The 18,800-nt window shown below is 60.1% G+C and carries 10 protein-coding genes and 5 pseudogenes; 8 read left to right on the forward strand and 7 right to left on the reverse strand.

What is annotated here, in order from left to right:
- The first annotated feature begins 354 nt into the window (after window positions 1-354).
- Window positions 355-2,355 (forward strand): di-heme-cytochrome C peroxidase, encoded by a 2,001-nt coding sequence (locus QA649_RS04520; RefSeq protein ID WP_283023156.1) that lies wholly within the window; start codon window positions 355-357, stop codon window positions 2,353-2,355.
- A 126-nt stretch (window positions 2,356-2,481) separates the two neighbouring features.
- Window positions 2,482-3,714 carry a cytochrome P450 gene (locus tag QA649_RS04525; RefSeq protein ID WP_283023157.1) on the forward strand — a complete coding sequence of 411 codons (1,233 nt, stop codon included), beginning with the start codon at window positions 2,482-2,484 and terminating at the stop codon, window positions 3,712-3,714.
- Window positions 3,715-3,968: 254 nt separating this feature from the next.
- Here QA649_RS04525 and QA649_RS04530 read toward each other — a convergent pair whose 3' ends face one another.
- A complete protein-coding gene (locus tag QA649_RS04530) occupies window positions 3,969-5,033 on the reverse strand; it encodes an IS630 family transposase (protein WP_283023158.1) in 1,065 nt (354 codons plus the stop codon).
- Window positions 5,034-5,142: 109 nt separating this feature from the next.
- Here QA649_RS04530 and QA649_RS04535 point away from each other — a divergent pair.
- Window positions 5,143-5,937: pseudogene (locus QA649_RS04535) on the forward strand (IS630 family transposase); the annotation flags it as partial.
- Window positions 5,938-6,195: 258 nt separating this feature from the next.
- On the opposite strand, the pseudogene QA649_RS04540 reads toward QA649_RS04535, so the two are convergent.
- A pseudogene (locus QA649_RS04540) lies at window positions 6,196-7,216 on the reverse strand (IS110 family transposase).
- Between the two features lie 75 nt (window positions 7,217-7,291).
- On the opposite strand from QA649_RS04540, the pseudogene QA649_RS04545 reads away from it, so the two are divergent.
- The 3 genes and pseudogenes from QA649_RS04545 to QA649_RS04555 all read left to right on the forward strand — a co-directional run.
- Window positions 7,292-7,612 (forward strand): annotated as a pseudogene (locus QA649_RS04545) (IS630 family transposase); the annotation flags it as partial.
- Window positions 7,613-8,736: 1,124 nt separating this feature from the next.
- Complete coding sequence (locus QA649_RS04550; RefSeq protein ID WP_283023159.1) at window positions 8,737-9,975, forward strand: tyrosine-type recombinase/integrase; 1,239 nt, start codon at window positions 8,737-8,739, stop codon at window positions 9,973-9,975.
- Window positions 9,975-10,790 carry a tyrosine-type recombinase/integrase gene (locus QA649_RS04555; protein ID WP_283023161.1) on the forward strand — a complete coding sequence of 272 codons (816 nt, stop codon included), beginning with the start codon at window positions 9,975-9,977 and terminating at the stop codon, window positions 10,788-10,790. The genes QA649_RS04550 and QA649_RS04555 overlap by 1 nt, the downstream gene beginning before the upstream one ends.
- Here the strand turns inward: QA649_RS04555 and QA649_RS04560 are convergent, their stop codons facing one another.
- The 3 genes from QA649_RS04560 to QA649_RS04570 form a co-directional block, all read right to left on the reverse strand.
- A complete protein-coding gene (locus QA649_RS04560; protein ID WP_283023162.1) occupies window positions 10,791-11,789 on the reverse strand; it encodes a tyrosine-type recombinase/integrase in 999 nt (332 codons plus the stop codon).
- Window positions 11,790-11,856: 67 nt separating this feature from the next.
- Complete coding sequence (locus QA649_RS04565; RefSeq protein ID WP_283023163.1) at window positions 11,857-12,720, reverse strand: tyrosine-type recombinase/integrase; 864 nt, start codon at window positions 12,718-12,720, stop codon at window positions 11,857-11,859.
- On the reverse strand, window positions 12,717-13,949 hold the full coding sequence (locus QA649_RS04570; RefSeq protein WP_283023164.1) for a site-specific integrase: 1,233 nt from the start codon (window positions 13,947-13,949) through the stop codon (window positions 12,717-12,719). The genes QA649_RS04565 and QA649_RS04570 overlap by 4 nt, the downstream gene beginning before the upstream one ends.
- Window positions 13,950-14,117: 168 nt before the next feature.
- Here QA649_RS04570 and QA649_RS04575 point away from each other — a divergent pair.
- Together QA649_RS04575 and QA649_RS04580 are read left to right on the forward strand one after the other, a co-directional pair.
- A pseudogene (locus QA649_RS04575) lies at window positions 14,118-14,321 on the forward strand (integrase); the annotation flags it as partial.
- On the forward strand, window positions 14,305-15,330 hold the full coding sequence (locus tag QA649_RS04580; RefSeq protein WP_283023165.1) for a tyrosine-type recombinase/integrase: 1,026 nt from the start codon (window positions 14,305-14,307) through the stop codon (window positions 15,328-15,330). The pseudogene QA649_RS04575 and the gene QA649_RS04580, both read left to right, overlap by 17 nt.
- Before the next feature lie 415 nt (window positions 15,331-15,745).
- Here the strand turns inward: QA649_RS04580 and QA649_RS04585 are convergent.
- Both QA649_RS04585 and QA649_RS04590 read right to left on the reverse strand, forming a co-directional pair.
- Window positions 15,746-16,951, reverse strand: a pseudogene (locus QA649_RS04585) (IS91 family transposase).
- 11 nt (window positions 16,952-16,962) lie between these two features.
- Window positions 16,963-17,847, reverse strand: a complete 885-nt coding sequence (locus QA649_RS04590) for a site-specific integrase (RefSeq protein WP_283023166.1) — start codon at window positions 17,845-17,847, stop codon at window positions 16,963-16,965.
- Between the last annotated feature and the right edge of the window lie 953 nt (window positions 17,848-18,800).

An 18,800-nucleotide genomic window follows, 5' to 3' on the forward strand; every position in this document is an offset into this window, starting at 1 on the left:
AGCCCACCCACTAACGATATACCGCGTGATACCTCGCCTAAGGCCAGCCGGTCCATACAATGCACCAATCGCGGGCATCCCACCGCCAAGCCCGAGCGTTTGAAGATGGTGCAACGTCCGCTCGAAGTTTGCGGACCGCCGGATAGATACCGCAATAAAATCGATCGGCCTCCGACGCTGTCGAGATATCCTTGTCCTGCGACCAAGTTCGCCCACTTCACAGACCACTGTTTGTGACACAGAAAGAATAGTAATCGCGTCCAACAGCCGGAGTAAGCCTACAAGATCATGTAGTTGTAGTACTGCTGTTTACACGGCTTTCTCCTGAAGACCGTCGCTGACACCGGTGAAGCCATGTCGACAGTTGCGAGCGCAATTCGGCGCCTTTGGTGCCGACGCTTTCTTGCTCTTCTGGTGATCATCGCGGTCATTGCTTCTATCGCGGTCCTGACCAGCCCCCAGCTTGGCGCGACAATCGAAGCTCTGGAGCCGCCTGGTCTCCCTGAGCCGGTTCTCGTGAGCGAGCAAGTTTCGCTCGATCAGGGCTGGAACGCCGAAGACGCCGATCGATTCCATCACAAAGCCCAGGGCACGCAGACCTTGCCAATCCCGCTGTCATGGTTTCTCGCGCTGGAAGCGCCGCAGAACTCGCCCTTCGCTATGCCCTTCTTCGAACGCGAACGCTTTGCCGACAACCGCTATTTACTGCGGTTCGGATTCATAAAATCTGCTAAAAGCGAGAACAATGAATACGGTTTGCCGATCGGATTTGCGTATTCGCCGTTTCAGTCGATCCGCGGACTTGCGCGTAAGGACACTGCCGTCGGATTGACCTGTGCCGCGTGCCACACCGGCCAACTGATCTTCAAAGACAAGCGCTATGTCATTGAAGGCGGCCCCGCCGTAACCGATCTCGGTCAGTTGACAAATGCGCTCCGCGCCGCGCTCGCACAGACCGCCTTGTCGGCAAAGTTGCCCTTCTTCGACGGTCGCTTTAGGCGGTTCGCGAAGCGCGTTTTAGAAACCGAGTACAGCGATCTGACACGCGTTCAACTATCCAAGGAACTCGATGGAATACTTGGTGCTCTGGTCGATCAGCCCGCTGGGATCGACGTCACGGAAGGGTTTACCCGCCTCGATGCGCTCAATCGCATCGGCAATCAGGTGTTCGCACTCGACAACAAGCGCTACGGCAACTACGTCAACATCAACGCCCCTGTCAGCTACCCGCACATCTGGACATCATCATGGTTCGATTGGGTGCAGTACGACGCCTCAATCATGCAGCCATTGGTACGCAATGCCGGCGAGGCGATGGGTGTTTCCGCGGAGCTCAACCTCACGGCACCGCCCAAGCAGGGACGCTTTGCCAGCAGCATCCCCTTTGATAATCTGCACTGGATTGAACGAAAGCTCGCTGGAAAGGACCAGCCGCTGGTGGCGAAGGCCTTCACCGGGCTGAATGCGCCAACTTGGCCCGACAGCTTTCCTGCGATCGACAAAGCCAAGGCTGCCGTGGGAGCCCAACTCTACGATAAATATTGCAGCGGCTGCCATCTTCCAGCGCTGACCCCCGACATCGTGCACGGCAAGGCCCCGGACTCGGAGTTCTGGAAGAACTTCGGCCCTATCCGCTGGCGCGGCCGGGATGGGCAGGAGAAGCAGACGAAGGAATCCGTACTCAACGTCAAGATCATCAAGCAAAGCCATATCGGCACCGATCCGGCCCAGGGCGACGTGCTGCGCAATCGCACCGTTGACACCGCCGGCAGCGAACTGGCCCGGGCGGGCCATAGCAGCCCAGGACTCGGCCTCGACATCGATGTCTGCCAACGGAAGGCTGACAATACGCTGGATACGATCCAACTCTCGGACCATGCGATGCAACTCTACGCGCTTGCGCTCGGCGCCGTGGTCCAATCCAGCATCGACGAGTGGCTTCGGTCGACCGGGACCGTCCACGCGGAGATCGAAGGCGATCGGCCGAACTGTCTCGCGGCAGGTTTCGGCTATAAGGCGCGTCCGCTGAACGGCGTATGGGCGACTGCGCCGTTCCTGCACAACGGCTCGGTGCCGACGATCTACGACCTTCTCAGCCCGGTTGCAGAGCGCCCGAAAGTGTTGCTGCTCGGTGAGCCCAGCTTCGATCCTGTCCGCGTCGGTATCGTGGCGCGGACCGCCGCTCCCAAAGGCAGGACCTACGACAGCAAGGGCTACTTCATCCTCGATACGTCGAGGCCCGCCAATCGCAATACTGGCCACGAATTCTCGAACGACAAGCATGAGGGTGTCATTGGCCCTGCGCTGTCTCCCGAGGAGCGCAACGCGATCATCGAGTTCCTGAAGTCGATCTGAAATTGATTGGGTCAGCTCCAACTGGAGCAGCATCGAAGACCATCTCGCTCCCGCAGGGGGAAAGGTGGACGGAAGCCAGGATCGACCGACCAGGCGAAGCTTTTCTCGAGTTAGGGTGCGGCGGCAATGGCGGAACAGAAACAGGGGCTGGCGGCGAAGTTCTTGAAATGGATGATCGCGAAACATCCGGATGCGTTGTTCGCACTAATTCGGCGCGTCAGGCCCAACCTAGCGTTGGGCGCCGCGGGGCCCGTGTTCATCACCCGCTTCCCCGACGTGCAGGAAGCGCTGAGCCGGCCCGACATCTTCAACGTCACCTATGCGCCGATGATGGACCCTTCGGTCGGCCCCTTTATGCTCGGCCGCGACTGCACCGAAATCAACCAGCGCGACAAGGGTATCATGCGCGCCTTCATGCGCATGGAGGATCTGCCGGCAATTCGCCAGAAAGTGCGCAGCCTCGCCAATGCGTCCGTCGAAAAGCAGCTCTATACCCAGAACCAAATCGACGTGGTCAGCACGTTGTCGCGCCTGGTCCCCATTCAGCTGACCGGAGAATATTTCGGCTTTCCCGGCCCCGATCTGGCGTCGATGTTCCGCTGGTCGCGCGCCACGCAGTACGACATGTTCCACAACCTGGACAAAGATCCGAAGGTGCATCAGGACAACATTGACGCCGGGCAGGAGATGCGCACCTACCTGACACAACTGCTCCCGCAACGGCGCGAGCAACTGAAAAATGGCGCGCCGCTCGACGACGTGTTCAGTCGCTTGCTAAAAAGCCATTTTGACGATTCGATCGGCTTCGCCGACGAACGCATTATAACCAATATGATGGGCACGCTGGTCGGCGGAATCGAGACGACCTCAGCGGCCATCGTACAGCTCCTCGAGCAGTTGTTCATACGTCCGAAGATCCTGAAGAAGGCGATCGACGTCGCCTGCAGCAATAACGATCAATTGATGTATCGCTATTGCTGGGAAGCGCTACGCTTCAACCCGATCAATCCGTTCGTGGTGCGCCAGTGCCGGACCGATTACCGGATTGCAAAGGGCTCGCTGCGCGCGGCAACAATCAAGGCCGGCAGCACGGTGCTGATCTCGACCCGGTCGGCGATGCGCGACGGCTTGCAATTGCCGGCGCCGTCCAGCTTCGCCGTCGACCGCCCGGAGTCGGTCTATATGCATTTGGGCTACGGGATGCACACCTGCCTCGGCGACCAGATCAGCCGCATCCAGGTTCCGGAAATCGTTCGTCGCATCCTGCAAATCCGGGGTGTGCGTCCTGCCGCGGAGATTGACTACGCAGGAGGGCCGTTTCCGGAGCGTTATCCAATCACCTACAATACGGCCGCCTGAAGGGCGGACTTCCCAGCAGCGAGCCGCGACTCGCGACTGGTCTGCAATATCCAGCGGCGAGGCGATTGCCGTTAGCACTTCGCGAATGGTTTGAGCATAGTCTCGCTCCAGTGCCAGACCAACCTAGATCGCTGGCGCGCCGGTTTGAACGAGAAAGTCATTCGACTTCAAGAGGAATGGCGCAGCCACCATGTCTCGTGCCCAAGCGCTTTGCGAGAGCCCCGAAATATGTTCCATTCTCCTAGTACCCGGAATCATAGCTGAGTGATACGTCGGCCTTTGAATCGGCGTTGCCGGACCTTTTTCTTGGTCCAGACGAATGGCTCAGCTCTGCCGTTATATGCTTTGATATAGGCATCGATGTGCTGCTCAAGCTGTTTGAGGCTTGTGAATGAGGCACCGCTCAACGATTGCCCCTGTAAGATCGAAAACCACACCTCGACCTGATTGAGCCAGGACGCGCTGGTGGGCGTGAAATGAAAGTTCACATTGGGATGTGCCTCAAGCCATTCCTCGTTCTTCGTATGGGTGCTGAGGTTGTCGAGGATGACGTGAAGCTGGCGGTTCGGAAATGCTGCGGTCACGCGATCCATGAAGTCGAGAAACTCGACCCGGCGACGTCGTTTCGAATGCGTCGCAAGGATCTTCCCGGTGGCGACTTCCAGCGCTGCGAACAGCGTGGTCGTGCCGTGCCGTTTGTAGTCGTGGCTTTGCCCGGTCAAGGATCTGCCGTTGGGCAGTTTCAGATAACCCTGCGCTCTCTCCAAGGCCTGGATCGAGGGCTTTTCGTCCACGCATAGCACGATGGCCTTCTTTGGCGGGGCGACATACAGGCCAACCACGTCGGCGGCTTTGGCCGTAAACTGCGGGTCGTTGCTCTCGCACCAGGACTTGCGAGCGGCGAGATCGATTTTGTTGCTGCGCAAGAACCGCCAGACATATTGCACATCGACATCGCCAAGTTCCCCAGCCAGCAGAGGCCCAGTCCAGCGCGCGTACCCGGCGGGAGGCGACTTATCGAGCAACTTTAAAATCCGTTTGTCAGTGGCCTTCGTATAGATCGGCTGCTTGCCCGGCAGAGGTTTGCTTTGCAGACCTTCAAGGCCTTGATCCGCATAGCGATGCCGCCAAAGGCTGACAATCCGCGGCTGGACCCCAACCTCCTTGGCGATCGATCGGGTGCTGCGACCGGCAGCAGCTAAAAGAACGATCCGCGCCCGCTTCAAATCGCGCTGCAACGTCACCGGTGAGCGGCAACGTTCCTCAAGCACCTTGCGATCTTTCCTCGAAAGGTGGACTTCTCTTGCTTCGGGTATCATCCCGACGTTGAATCATGACTCACTTCCAAAGGAAAGTGGGTACCTAGTCATCTGGAACGCAAATTCGTCGCATTAGTTGTTGCTCGAATCGCTAGAGAGGAGAGTGCTAGTGGCGAATGCAGGTGTGCGAGGCCGGCCGATCGCGCCGTTAGTGCTTAGTCCGCAGGAGCGGGCGTACTTGGAGAGGCAAGTTCGTCGTCATCGTGTAGCCCGATCGCTATCTGAGCGGTGCCGCGCGATCCTGCGATGTGCAGATGGATTGCCAAGCAAGTCTGTGGCTGCCGAACTTGGCATCCATGAACACACCGTTGGCAAGTGGCGCCGCCGATTCTTGAAGGATCGCTGTGATGGCCTGCTTGACGAAGCCCGCCCTGGCCGCCCTCGAACCATCGACGACGATCAGGTTGCTGCGGTGATCGAGCGGACATTGCGTACGACACCGCCCGACGCGACGCACTGGTCGATCCGCTCGATGGCTGCGGAAACTGGCTTTTCTCACACCACGATCCGCCGAATGTGGATGGCGTTCGGCTTGCAGCCGCACCGCAGCCAGACATTTAAACTGTCGAGCGATCCGCTGTTCGTCGATAAGGTGCGCGATATTGTCGGGCTTTACCTGTCCCCACCGAACCGAGCCGTTGTCCTCAGCGTCGATGAGAAAAGCCAGATCCAGGCACTCGATCGCGAGCAGCCGGTCTTGCCGATGATGCCTGGGGTGCCGGAACGTCGCACGCACAGCTATGTGCGGCATGGTACGACCACGCTGTTTGCCGCGCTCGACATCGCTTCCGGCTTTGTCATTGGCAAATGCTACAAGCGCCATCGGACGGTCGAGTTCTTGAAGTTCCTCAAAGAGATCGACGCTCAAATCCCTGAGGGGTTCGCTGTCCATATCGTCATGGACATGTGTGGACGCCCCCGCTGGTGCAAGAAGAATCTTTCGGCGAGCTCGGAGCGTGGTCGGATGCTGACATGTGTCCGGCCTTTTGCTGCGGCTGTCACATGCCGCTGGCCCGTATGGGAGTTCGCGGAGCGGGTCCAATTCAACTTCGCGTGCTCGAGGCACGTATCCATGATCTGGTTTTCCCGATCCCGTCTCGTCGACCGTGGCGCCATACTCTCCGATTGACCTTCTCACACTCTCAAGCTCCGTTCCGGGGAACTACTTCGCCGTAGCAGGAGCTCGATAAGTTCCGCCTCTCGCCATCAATGCCCAGACGATGCGTGCCATCTTGTTGGCCAGGGCGACGATCACCAGCATGGATGGCTTGCGGGCAAGCATGCCCGCAAGCCAAGGATCTGCTGCTGAGCCTTTACTTGCCCAGCGCACGGCCGCGCTCGCGCCGATGATTAATAGTCGGCGCAGGGTTCGTTCGCCCATGCGGGATGTCTCGCCGAGCTTCTGCTTTCCGCCCGTGGAGCGCTGCAGCGGGGTGAGCCCCAGCCACGCCGCAAAGTCGCGTCCCCTCTTAAAGGCCCGAGTCGTCGGCGCCAGTGCAACGAGCGCTGTCGCTGTGATCGGACCGATTCCGGGGATCGTCACCAATCGCTTTGCGTCGGCATCCTCCTTGGCGCGCCTTGCAAGCTCGCGGTCGAGCAACACCACCCTTTCATCAAGTAGTCGCAGTTGCTCAACAAGCAGGCGTAGAATCGGTCGGGCGAGCTCTGGAATGTCGGTGTCATCGTCCCCGATCGCCGACACGAGCTTGGCAACATGGACAGGCCCCTTTGCCACTACCATCCCGAATTCGGCTAGATGGCCGCGGATTGCGTTGATGGTCTGGGTGCGCTGACGCACCAGGAGGTCACGGGCGCGAAACACAACGGCCGCGGCCTGCTGCTCCGCGCTCTTTATCGTTACGAAACGCATTGTCGGCCGCTGGGCAGCTTCGCAGATCGCTTCCGCATCGGCGGCATCATTCTTATGCCGCTTCACGAAGGGCTTCACATAGTCTGGCGCAATGAGTCGTGCCTCGTCCCAGTCTCGCGATCTCGCGCGCCCAGTAGTGGCTGCTGGCGCATGCTTCCATGGCGACCGTGCAAGCCGGTTGTATGGCAAGAAATTTGAGAACTTGGTCCCGCCGCAGCTTCTTGCGGAAGAGCACGGTTCCTGATCCATCGGCACCGTGCAGCTGGAATACGTTCTTCGCCAGATCCAAACCGATTATGCTAAGTTCCGACATGGACGCCTCCGTTCAAGTGATGGTCAACGACACCACTTTGGCACAGCGATGCCGAGAGGGGGCGTCCACCCCATCAACTACCCCACCCACAAGACACCCAAGATCAAAGCGTGGCTCGCTCGCCGGCCGCACTATTATGTCCACTTCACGCCGACTTCCGCGTCATGGATCAATCAGATCGAGCGCTGGTTCGCTGAACTCACCAGAAAGCAGATCCAGCGAGGTGTTCACACCTCCGTCAGGCAGCTCGAGGCCGACATCCGTACCTTCATCGACCTGCACAACAACAACCCGAAGCCCTTCAAATGGACCAAGTCCGCAGACCAGATCTTGGCTTCCGTCAAACGCTTCTGCCACAAAGCCCAGCAGACTGTGGCGAACTTTAGATTCACCTGACTAGCTCGAAGCCGAGATATTCCGCGCCGATAGACCTGACCACAGGCCGCCTAAGATCCTTTCGGCTGCGACTGAGGACGATCACCTACAGAGATCTCTGCGGCCTCGGGATCCTCTGCGCGTTCCCGATGAGCTTGCGCGTCGCAAGTTTCTTCGCCGCCACGAAAGCTCGAAGCGGTCGCCGACCAAGTTGACATCCTTTGCCTTCAGCGCCCACGTCCGGATAATAACCTGAAACCCACGTAATAATGATGCTGCGAACTTGCGGGACGGAACAACTAGATTACCCGGCGCCCTTCAACAGTTGGTTCACGGCGCCGCAAGCGCCCGCAGCCCCCGATAAGCGATGCGCAGCTTTTGTAGATTTTGCAGGTGTGTAGGTGTCGATGATGCGCCCGAGGCCGCCGACGGTACATTTCGCGGCCCGGCGCAAATGTGCTTTGAGCTTGGCGAAGGCATTCTCGTAAGCGGCAAACAGATCCCATCTGGCGGAGTGGGCGAGCGATCGGCTATCGGCTGCGCGTGAGCTGATGTGAGCTTCTATGTCTGCGCCTAGTTCTGAAACTAGAACCTGCCATATGATCGAAGCGGTCGCCGAGCGTCTTGAGGGAGCGCCGGGGCAGCTTCGCCGACGCTGGTGGGATGAATTCAAGGCACAAGTGGTGGCAGAGCGCTGGAGCCCGGCGCCAGCGTATCGGCGATCGCCCATCGGATCGGTATTCACCCGTCGGAGCTCTTCGCCTGGCGTCGCGATGCTCGGGCCGAACGAACTTACTACTCGCGGCCTTCGAGCCGCGAAGCCGCGATGGCGTGCATGTCAGTGATCGAGATTTCCATTGGCGAGGTGGTCGTGCGCGCCGGCATCGATGTCGACGAGGCGCGCACTTGCAGCGGGTGATCCGGGCGATGCGTTCGGCATGATCCCCTCTGGTGTGAAGGTGTTCCTCGCCAGCCATCCGGTCGACTTCCGCAATTATGCGGAGCCCACGATTATGCGGAGTGCGCGGCGTTCGATCCAAGATCCGCTCCGTTATCAACAGTTTAGTTCCCAGTGCCCTCTTCCTCGCTCCGCATAATCTGAGGCCTCCCTTCCTGTCTTGATGGCAACGAAAGGGAGACAAGGAATGGCCAAGTCGAGTGGGAATCAGCGCCACGGGCAGCGCTGCATGGACGCAGGCGATCTCGCCCCGCTGGTGACGGAGTTCGCAAGACACCTGACGGCGTCGGGGTATACGAGCTTGACGGTGAGCGGCTATGACGCCGCAGCCCGTCACCTCGCGCAATGGCTGACGCTGGCCAAAGTCGCATTCGCCGACATCGATGATGGCGTCACCGATCGGTTCGCTCGGCACCGCTGTCGATGTCCCGGCATCCGTCGTGAGAAGGGCGTGTCCGAGAAGTACGTGAGGCGGGTACGCCGGTTCGTCGAATTTCTCGGCGAGCGCGGGATCATCCAGCGCAAGTCGAAGCTCGCATTGTCGACGCTCGACCGGCGGGTAGTCGAGTTCCAGGACTGGCTGCGACAGCATCGCGGCGTCACAGAGCTGACAATAGATCGACACGGTCGCATGGTCATGCGGCTGCTCCCGGCGCTTGGCAGCAGGCCGCGAAGCTGGAATGCCCAACTCATTCGCCACGTGATCGTTGCAGAGACGAAACGGGTTTCGCTCGCCTATGTGAAGACTATGACGATGGCGCTGAGAGGATATTTGCGGTTTCTCAGCGCGCGGGGGTTGTGCCGGGCGGGACTCGATCAGGCTGTGCCAATCATTCCGCAGTGGCGACTGTCGTCGCTACCGCGATACATCAGCTCGTCAGATGTCGAGGCGTTGATTGCAACCTGCGACCAGACCACGGCGACTGGCGTGCGTGATCGGGCGATCCTGCTGCTGTTGGCGCGACTGGGGTTACGGGCCGGCGACATTCTCTCTCTTCGTCTCACCGATATTGATTGGCAACAGGCGACGCTGTCGGTTCGTGGCAAGGGGCGGCGGGAGACGAGATTACCATTGCCGCAAGACGCCGGCGATGCCGTGCTCGCTTATCTGGATCAAGCCCGGCCGCACGTCGCCGATGGTCGAATCTTCTTCATGTCGAATGCACCAATCCGGCCAGTGACAGGGTCGAGCGCAGTCTCTGACGTTGTGCGTGGTGCCATACGAAAGGCCGGCATCCCCGCTCCGTCGAATGGCGCCAACCTGCTTCGACACTCAGCAGCCACGGCCATGCTGCGGGGCGGCGCGACGCTTGACACGGTTGGTGCCGTGTTGCGCCACCGGTCGCCAGACATGACCGCGCACTACGCCAAAGTCGATGTGACGATGCTGCTGCAGATCGCGCCGCCCTGGCCGGGAGATGCGTGATGCTGAAGCAATATCTTACCAAATATGTGGACCAGCAGCAGTCGCTGGGGTTCAAGTTCCGCGTCCAGCAAATCCTGCTGAGGGGCTATGTCGCGTTTGCCGAGGAGCGCGGCGACCGGCACATCAGAAGTGCGCGTGTCCTGGCATGGGCCGCACGTGCGCCATCACCGGAGCAGCGACGCAACCGGTTGCTTACCGTGCGACGGTTCGCGCTGGCGATGCACGCCGAGAACCCGCGGCATCAGGTTCCGGCGGCGGATGCACTCGGCCGCACCGTCGTCAAGCGGCGATCGCCGTATATCTATAGCGCGGACGAGATCGCACGATTGCTTCGCGCTGCGGCGGCACTTCGGCCAGTGGGCTCGATCAGACCGACCATGTATGCAACGCTCTTCGGTCTGCTCACCGCTACCAGCATGCGGATCGCAGAAGCATTGGCGTTGCAGATCGACGATGTGACTGCCGATGGGCTCGTCGTCCGGCAGACCAAGTTCCAGAAGAGCCGGCTGTTGCCGCTTCACGCAACAGCCCGGCTGGCGCTCGACAGATATCTGGTCGCCCGGCGGTCACTGACCACCACAGATCGTGGTCTCTTTGTATCGGTTGCCGGGCGGTCGCTGCCCTACAACACAGTGCGACGTATCTTCCTGCAGCTCCTCGATGATACCCATCTCAGGGGCGCGTACTCGGGGCGAGATCCGCGCATCCACGATCTGCGCCATAGTTCCGGCACCCCGATTATTCCGGCAACTGGCGGCGAGCTGCTGCAGCTTCCGGGGGATTACGCGAGCGTGGGCGCATCGTTGGCGGAATAATCAGAGTGCTTGCAGGAATGCCAGGACGCGATCGCTCGGTCGATAGCGGGATGCGGGAACTCGTGTTGCTGTAGTCATTGCCAATGCCTGTTCCTTCAGCTGCATGTCGGCGTGCAGGTAAATGGATGTCGTCTCGACATTCTCATGCCCCAGCCAGAGCGCGATCACGGAGCGATCGACGCCGTGGTGAAGAAGGTTCATCGCAAGCGAATGCCTCAAGGAATGGAACGTTACGCGTTTTTTGGTTAACGTCGGGCACTGACGACGCGCAACGGCGAGATGTTTGTTGAGCAAGTACTCCAGGCCGTCGGAGCCTAACGCTCGTCCTCGCGTAGTGGGAAAGACCGGATCAGACGGCCGCCCCTGGCGTTCTCGCAACCACGCGCGCAAAACCGTAACGGTCTCTCTGCGAAGCGGAGTACATCTTGTCTTCCGTCCTTTACCCAAGCACTGCACGTGCGCGCCCGTACCCAGCACGATGTTCTCGCAGCGCAAGCCGATCACTTCCGATGCGCGTAAGCCGGTCTGCACAGCGAGCAGCAACAGGGCTCGATCGCGTCGTCCGCTCCAAGTGTTGAGGTTCGGCGCGGCGAGCAGAACGTCAATTTCGACCGCGGTGAGAAAGCATATAGGTCGTCGCGCGTAGCGTTTGCTGGGTATGGCAAGCACACGCTGCGCCAAGGCGCTGTACTCGGGCGCATGCAATGCGACGTAGCGAAAGAACGAATGAATTGCGGCCAAACGTACATTGCGACTACGGGCGCTGTTGTCGCGTTTTCTCTCAAGATGATCGAGGAACGTGCCGAGGAATGCCGTGTCCAGGTCCGGCAAAACCAACTGCGAAGGGGTTTTGCGGAGCCGTGGCTGTGCATACTGCATCAGCAAGCGAAAGGTGTCGCGGTAGCTTGCGATCGTATGGGGACTTGCCTGCCGCTGTCGGATCAGGCGGTCCATGAAGAATGACTCCAACAGAGCGGGGAACTGGCTGGCACCCTTCATGGACGGGCCCTCCGCTCGGATCGCTCCACTCGTCTTAGCGCGTGGCGCAACAACTGCGGGGTTGCCGTCAGTACCACTGGGTGTCCGTGATATGTGCGTGCCCCAAGTAGGTGGCGAGCGTGGGCAGACGGCGCTCGACATCGATCCCGCCGCGATACCATTTGAGAAGCGTATTGATGGCCAGCCGGTGACGGAATCCATGCAGACGAGGTCCGTGCGAGTCGCCGGGAGCGCGCAGGCCGATCTCATGGGAGACTTTAACGAACGTCCATCGCAGCATGTCATACGTCACGCGGGTTCCGCGGTCGGAGAGGAAGAAGTGGGGACTGGCGGGCGTGCGGCACAAGTGATCCCGAAGCTTCGCGTAGCGCTCCAACGCCCGCCGCGTGGACAAATGCACCGGCACGATTCTCGTCTTGCCAAACTTACTATCCCGGATCGTCAGCACGCCGTTAGCGAGGTCCACGTCCTCACGACGAAGACACAATGCCTCGTTGGCTCGCAGACCGGTGGCAACATACAGCCCGAATAGCGTGGCATAGGTGTGCGGTCGCAGGCCGATCGTGGACGGCAACCGCCGAGCCGCCTTCAATAGACGGATGATCTGCTCGTCGCTATAGATATAGGGCGCGACCCGACGGTACCGATGGGGAAGCAAGTCGGGAGGCGGCACCATGGTGCGCGGATCGTTGGCGTAGCAGTACCGGGCGAAACGGCGCACCATCCCCAAACGGTTGGCCCACTGAGAAGGCTGTGCATGGGCCGGCTGGGTTGCCCACTTCAAAGCCAGTTCAGTCGTGATGTAATCGGCGTGCACGTGTTCGGAAAAGTCGACAAATCGCCGCAACAGACGTCCTGTCAGAATGAGCTTGTGTCCCAAGGCGCGACGGGCGCCGAGATAATCATCGAGCGCGGTTCGCAACGAGCTCATGACGCACCTCCCATCCAGGGAAGGGCAATGCCGCGCAGCGCCTTGACATCGACCTTGGCGTAGATTTGCGTGGTCGTCGGCTGCTTGTGACGGAGGAGTTGACCGATCTCGCCCAAGGATGCGCCTCTGCCCAACATCGTGGTCGCCAGGGAATGCCTCAACAAGTGCGCCCCTTTGAAATCCGGGTCTAATCCCGCGCGCTCGAGGGCGCGGCGAACCACGCAGCAAATAGCGGTGAGGCGAAGGCCGCGCAGCGGAGCTTTCAATCGGATAAAGACATTACGCGACGAACACGCGGGACGGACGTGACGCAGATAGTGAACCAGGGCCGTCCCGACATCTCTGGGCAATGGCAATCGTTCCAACCGCTGACCCTTGCCGCGCACAATCATCTCGCCGTTCTCCCAGTCCAGGTCGTCCAAGATCATCGCCAGGACTTCTCCGCCGCGCAAGCCCAGTCGAGCCAACAGCAGCAAGATGGCGTAGTCACGTTGGCCGGACGGCGTGTTGCGATCACAGCTGCGGAGCAGTCGCTCGACCTGTTCCGGCGGTAGCGACTTGGGGATGTGAGACAATCGCCAGTGAGCGACCCCGGGCAGCGCGGCGGCCAAGTCAATCTTTATAGCCCCACGCTGGAGCAGGAAACGCAGAAACGAGCGCAGCGCCGTGACTGTTGTCCGGGCATGAACGCGACTGACGCGCCGTCCTTGACGAAGAATGAAGCGAGTCAGGTCCCCTGAGCGCAGGTCCTCAAGGCGCAGCGCCTGGGTCCCGAAGCGCTCGGTCAGAAGTTTCCTCACGATCGGCAGATAGCAAACCACCGTCGCGCGTGCTAGGCCGCGCTCCGAACTCAGGAATCTGTCGTAGTCTCGAATAATCCGATCGAGAGCGGTTCGGTCCATCTTTTGTGATAACGAAGAGATGACTCCGAGGCGGCGTAAAAACTCCAGCAACTGATGGCCGGTAAACACATCGCCGCGCCGCAGCGAGTGGCGATGGTAGGCGTGAAACTGCTTGAGCCTCTCCTCATCAAATCTTGCCAGCGGCAGTCCACGTCGTGCGAGCCAGCGGCTGAGATCCGCCACCAGAGTCCGCTTCACCTTTACTGTCCGCGAGGTGTAACCCTCGCAAACCAGGAACTCCGCGAATCTGTCGATGTAACAAGCTAGCGGCCCGCCGCAGACACGTTGATCTGATGTGTTTGCAGCACCGTTGTGAGTAATCGTCATCGTCCGTCTCCTCAAAACTGGGGGAACGATCCCCAAATGGGAGACTGCTCTGATTATTCCGCCAACGATGCGCCCACGCTCGCGTGATCCCCCGGAAAATGCAGCAGCTCGCCGCCAGTTGCCGGAATAATCGGGGTGCCGGAACTATGACGGTAATTCCGCCAGCGGAATTACCGTCACACCTTCGCGGTCCGCTCGCTGGAGCAGTGCCGCCATGATCGTGCTGCGATCGCCCGCCATATCGTGGCGCTCAGCACCTACCTCGGCCACGCCCACGTGACGGATACCTATTGGTACTTGCAGGCGACGCCGGCCCTGATGGGCCAGATCGCCGAGGCCGGCGAGGCATTGTTCATTGGAGGCGCCGCATGACCGCGCTGCCCCTCATCTGAGCAACTTCCTGCGTGAGCACCTGCCCAAAGAACGGAGGGCGAGCCAGCATACCTGCGAGGCGTATGCCCAGAGCTTCCAGCTGTTGCTCCACTTTGCCGCCGGCCGACTCAAGCTCAAGCCATCGAAGATCGAAACCGAACTGCTCGACGCGCCGCTGATCTTGGCATTCCTGGAGCATCTAGAGAAGCAGCGCGGCAACTCGGCGCGAACCCGCAATGCCCGGCTCGCTGCGATCAACTCGTTCTTCCGTTACCTGGAATACAGGGTGCCATCCTGTCTCGACCAATCACGTCGGATCCATGCGATCCCGATGAAGAAGACCGATCAGGCACTCGTCGGCTATCTCACCCGTGACGAGCTGCAGGCTCTGTTAGACGCGCCAGACGCGAGCACCGTGTTCGGCATCCGTGATCGCGCCATGCTGCATCTGGCCTTCGCCGCAGGCATGCGTGTGTCGGAGCTGGTCGGTCTCCGGGTCGATCAGATCGACCGCCAGACCATGTCCAGCGTGCATATCATGGGCAAGGGCCGTCGTGAACGTGTCTTGCCGCTCTGGAAGCAGACGGCTGCAGCTGTGAAGGCTTGGCTCAAAGTCCGCCCAGTCAGCGGCGCTCCTGAGCTGTTCTTTAACGCCCGTGCCCAGGCGATGACTCGCTCGGGCTTTGAATATATCCTGACCAAGCATGTTGCCACCGCTGCTCGCAAAGCGCCGTCGATCGCCAGCAAAGGCGTCAGTCCGCACATACTGCGCCATACCTGCGCCATGCATACGCTTCAGGCGACCCGGGACGTCCGGAAAGTCTCGCTATGGCTTGGACACGCCAGCCTGCAAAGCACTGAGGTCTACCTTCGCGCCGATCCGACAGAGAAGCTCGAAGCACTCGCCGCCATGACGCCGCCGATGCTGACGCCCGGCCGCTTCCGGGCGCCCGACAGGCTTCTTGCCATGCTGAACGGGGCCGGACGCAAGCTGAATTATGCGGAGTAAGACATACGAGAAAACCGCGGCGGGCAGCAACTTCCCGCCGCGCACTCCGCATAATCGTAGGCTCCGCATAATAGAGAGCGTTTTTAGATTGGCGGCGCGGCACCGATGCTTCAAAGTGCGCCGCTGTGAGTGCGCCGGTAATCTAAAAACGTGTTGGACGAAGCCGCCTAGCGCGCCGGTGCCGCTATCGAAATTGGATGCTGCATCCCAGCGGACGGTGCCCTCGCTGAGGCTGCGGGAGATGCTGGATGCGGTCTTCATGGCGAAAGATTCTACGAGATATGTTCGCACGGACGGAAAGACCGGCGAAGCCTGCGCCCGGAGGGCTCGATGTCGGAGGCGTGACAATAGGATGCGTGCTGTCTACCTTGGCAGATAGAACGAACGATGATCAATGATTGGAAAATCCCGACCGTCATGAAGTGTCCAGAAAAGGTGGGTCTTGTGACGCAACGGGCGCGAGCACCTCGATGCACACCATCTGCCCTTGACGGCAAAAGGGACATTCCCGCAGGGAAACCCCGGTCAGCTCCTCGACCTTGTCGCGATAATCGCGCGCTTCCTTCGGATTCACCGGGATATCGGAGTGCTGCATTCCGAGGAGTTCGCGGCAGCGGGCGAGCTTTTGCTTGCGGTAGCGGTTGCCCATGAGACCGTAATAGCGGATGCGCTGAAATCCGTCGGGCAAGACATGGACGAGGAAACGCCGGATGAACTCCCCGGCGTCGAGCGTCATCACCTTTTGCCGGTTCTCGTTGCGATAGTCCTTCCACCGGAAGCGTACCTTGCCATCCTCGATATCGACGATCCGGTTGTTGGCGATTGCCACCCGGTGTGTGTAGCGTCCGACATATTCCAGGACCTGCTCAGCGCCCGCGAAGGGTGGCTTGGCATACACCACCCAATTGACCTGGCGGGTGGGATCCAGATAGCGCCGGAATGCGACGAGATCGCGCAGCCGTTTTAATGACGAAAAGAATCGCAACTCACCGGCATCGAATGCCCTTTGCAGGCCTTCGAGAAATAATCGCCGGAAGAGTCGGGAGAGCACGGCGACTGGTAGGAAGAAGCCGGGACGGCACGCGATCCAGCGGCTCCCGTCCGGCGAAAGCCCGCCGACCGGGCACGACGCAGTGGAGATGGGGATGATGGCTAAGATTCTGCCCCCAGGTGTGAAGCACCGCGAAAAACCCGATCTCCGCGCCGAGGTGTCGCCGATCGGCAGCGATGGTGCGCAACGTCTCGGCGGCCGCGTGGAACAGGATCTTGTAGACCGTGCCGGCATTCTGAAAGGCAATCGCGGCGATCACGTCGGGAACGGTGAAGACGACGTGGAAATACTGGGTATCGAGAAGCTCCTCCCGCCGAGCTCGATCCATTCCGCTCGGGCGAGCCACTGGCACTTGGGGCAACTGCGGGAACGGCAGCTGTTGTAAGCGATCCGTCGTTCACCACAGCGGTCGCACTGTTCGACATGGCCTCCGAGCGCTGAAGTTCGGCAGCGCTCGATGGCAGTCATAGCTGCGCGTCGTTCAGTCGATAGCGAAGCCCAGTGCTGCTCTCGCCAGGCAGCACCGTAGCGACGGAATATATCCGCGACCTCCGGACCTGAGCGGCCCATGAGGCTAGCCGTCAGAAATGTTCGGGCGTTGGTGGCGAGGAAGCCTTGGGGATCGGACGCGGCAGCAGTTCAAGCGGGCTCGTCGCTGCGCAAACCTTGTTGGTGGCGATCCGCAGATATTGAGCGGTCGTTGACAGGCTGCGATGGCCGAGCAGGAGCTGGATGGTGCGGAGATCGGTTCCAGCTTCGAGCAGGTGCACCGCAAATGCGTGCCGCAGAGAATGAGGTGTTACCGGCTTGGAGAGTTTCGACATCCGATGTGCCTGGCGGCAGGTGGCATCCACGGCGCTTGTCGATATCGGTTCTCCAGCAACGGCACCGGGAAACATCCATGCCCCGGTTGGTCGCACGGCGCGCCAATAGTCCGTCAGCACCTCCAGCAACCTGGCCGACAGCATGACGTAGCGGTCTTTCTGTCCCTTGCCCTGCTCGACGCGCAGCACCATGCGCTGGCGATCGATAGCCTCAGGCTTCAGCCGCGTCGCCTCGGAAATACGTAGGCCGGCGGCATAGCATGTCGTCAGGATCGCCTGGTGTTTGAAGCTCTCGATGCAGCCGAGGAAGTGCAGCACCTCCTCGGGGCTGAGAATGACGGCCAGTGTCTTTGGCGCCTTTGGGCACGGAATGATCCGGTCGAAATCCCAGTCGAGGCCGAGCGTGACGCGGTAGAGAAATCGAAGGGCTGCGACGGTCACTTGCACCGAGCGTGGCGCCAGCTTCTTCTCGTTCGTCAAATAGACCTGGTAGGCGTGGATATTCTCCGGGCCGAGCAAAGCCGGCGATTTAGCGAAATGCCGGGCGAACTGCGAAACCTGCAGCAAATACGAATCCCGCGTGTGTCGCGACAGGTTGCGGACCTGCATGTCTTCCATCATGCGTAACCGAAGCGAGGTCATAGCGAACTCCTTGGCAAAAGGGAAGCTGCGCGCGGGCAGCAACACCATCTTGCCAAGAGCAAGCGCTTCTGAAATCGGGTGGATTAGGTCGCTGTGCGGGTGGTGCCGGGGTCAGTCAGAGACACGGGCCGGCTTCAAGGGCGATATGCCGCGCTCAACGCGGATACCCTCCCGCGGAGCGGGTTCGTCCAATTCCTGTTATGTGGTGCACCACATAACAGAAAGGGCATCGATGGCCCCGCTCGTGCGCGATGCCGGCTCAGATCCGTTCGATGGGGCGCTTTATGTGTTCCGTGGCGGACCTGTCGCTCGACAGGAGATGCTGCAGGATGTGATCCGCCGAAAGCTATGAAACCTGGCCGGAAGCGCAAGCTGGTCGATGAAATGTTCCGTGAGGACGCTCTGTTTCTTCCTACGGCAACTCACGCTCGACGTAGCGACCTCGTTTCCATGTGCTCCCGCTTTCAAGTTAGACCAGAAAGGGGCAGCTGAGATGCGGCCCCTTAGCGGTACAATCGCGACTCGTGATGAGATGCCAGCCCGGCAGAGCTGCCCAGTCTGCCGCCATAGTACGCTAAGCCGGCGCTCCTGCCATCGCACGATTTGTCTGGGCCGACAGGAGGGATTTCACGATAAACTGCATCAAGAAAATGTCTGTCGCGGGTATCGTTGCTTCCGGGACGGCCGCTGGTTCGGGCGCAGGTTTATTAGCTACGGCCCTCCTTCTTCTCGGCTCAGTGTCGCTCGCCGAGAGCCCGGAACACGCCTTGTTCAGGCAAGAAAGGTGGTATTTCTCATTGTGAGAATGGTAAGTTTGCTCGCAAGAACGGAACAGTTAGCTGGTCACCTTCGGCAGAAGCATGAAGTGAATTGGACCCGCGGAGCGGGACCGCTTGAACCGGTTTGTTAGTTGGAAACTGACCGCTCCTGATCCCTTTCTATCACGCTGCCTG

Origin of the sequence: Bradyrhizobium sp. CB1717 (genome assembly GCF_029714325.1) — a bacterium.
Taxonomy (GTDB): Bacteria; Pseudomonadota; Alphaproteobacteria; order Rhizobiales; family Xanthobacteraceae; genus Bradyrhizobium.

Excerpts from the sequence above, each read along its gene's own strand:
- QA649_RS04520 (WP_283023156.1), top strand. The coding sequence starts at position 355 with ATGTCGACAGTTGCGAGCGCAATTCGGCGCCTTTGGTGCCGACGCTTT.
- QA649_RS04560 (WP_283023162.1), bottom strand. The coding sequence starts at position 11,789 with ATGAAGGGTGCCAGCCAGTTCCCCGCTCTGTTGGAGTCATTCTTCATG.
- QA649_RS04530 (WP_283023158.1), bottom strand. The coding sequence starts at position 5,033 with ATGATACCCGAAGCAAGAGAAGTCCACCTTTCGAGGAAAGATCGCAAG.
- QA649_RS04570 (WP_283023164.1), bottom strand. The coding sequence starts at position 13,949 with ATGACGATTACTCACAACGGTGCTGCAAACACATCAGATCAACGTGTC.
- QA649_RS04550 (WP_283023159.1), top strand. The coding sequence starts at position 8,737 with ATGGCCAAGTCGAGTGGGAATCAGCGCCACGGGCAGCGCTGCATGGAC.
- QA649_RS04525 (WP_283023157.1), top strand. The coding sequence starts at position 2,482 with ATGGCGGAACAGAAACAGGGGCTGGCGGCGAAGTTCTTGAAATGGATG.
- QA649_RS04590 (WP_283023166.1), bottom strand. The coding sequence starts at position 17,847 with ATGACCTCGCTTCGGTTACGCATGATGGAAGACATGCAGGTCCGCAAC.
- QA649_RS04565 (WP_283023163.1), bottom strand. The coding sequence starts at position 12,720 with ATGAGCTCGTTGCGAACCGCGCTCGATGATTATCTCGGCGCCCGTCGC.
- QA649_RS04555 (WP_283023161.1), top strand. The coding sequence starts at position 9,975 with ATGCTGAAGCAATATCTTACCAAATATGTGGACCAGCAGCAGTCGCTG.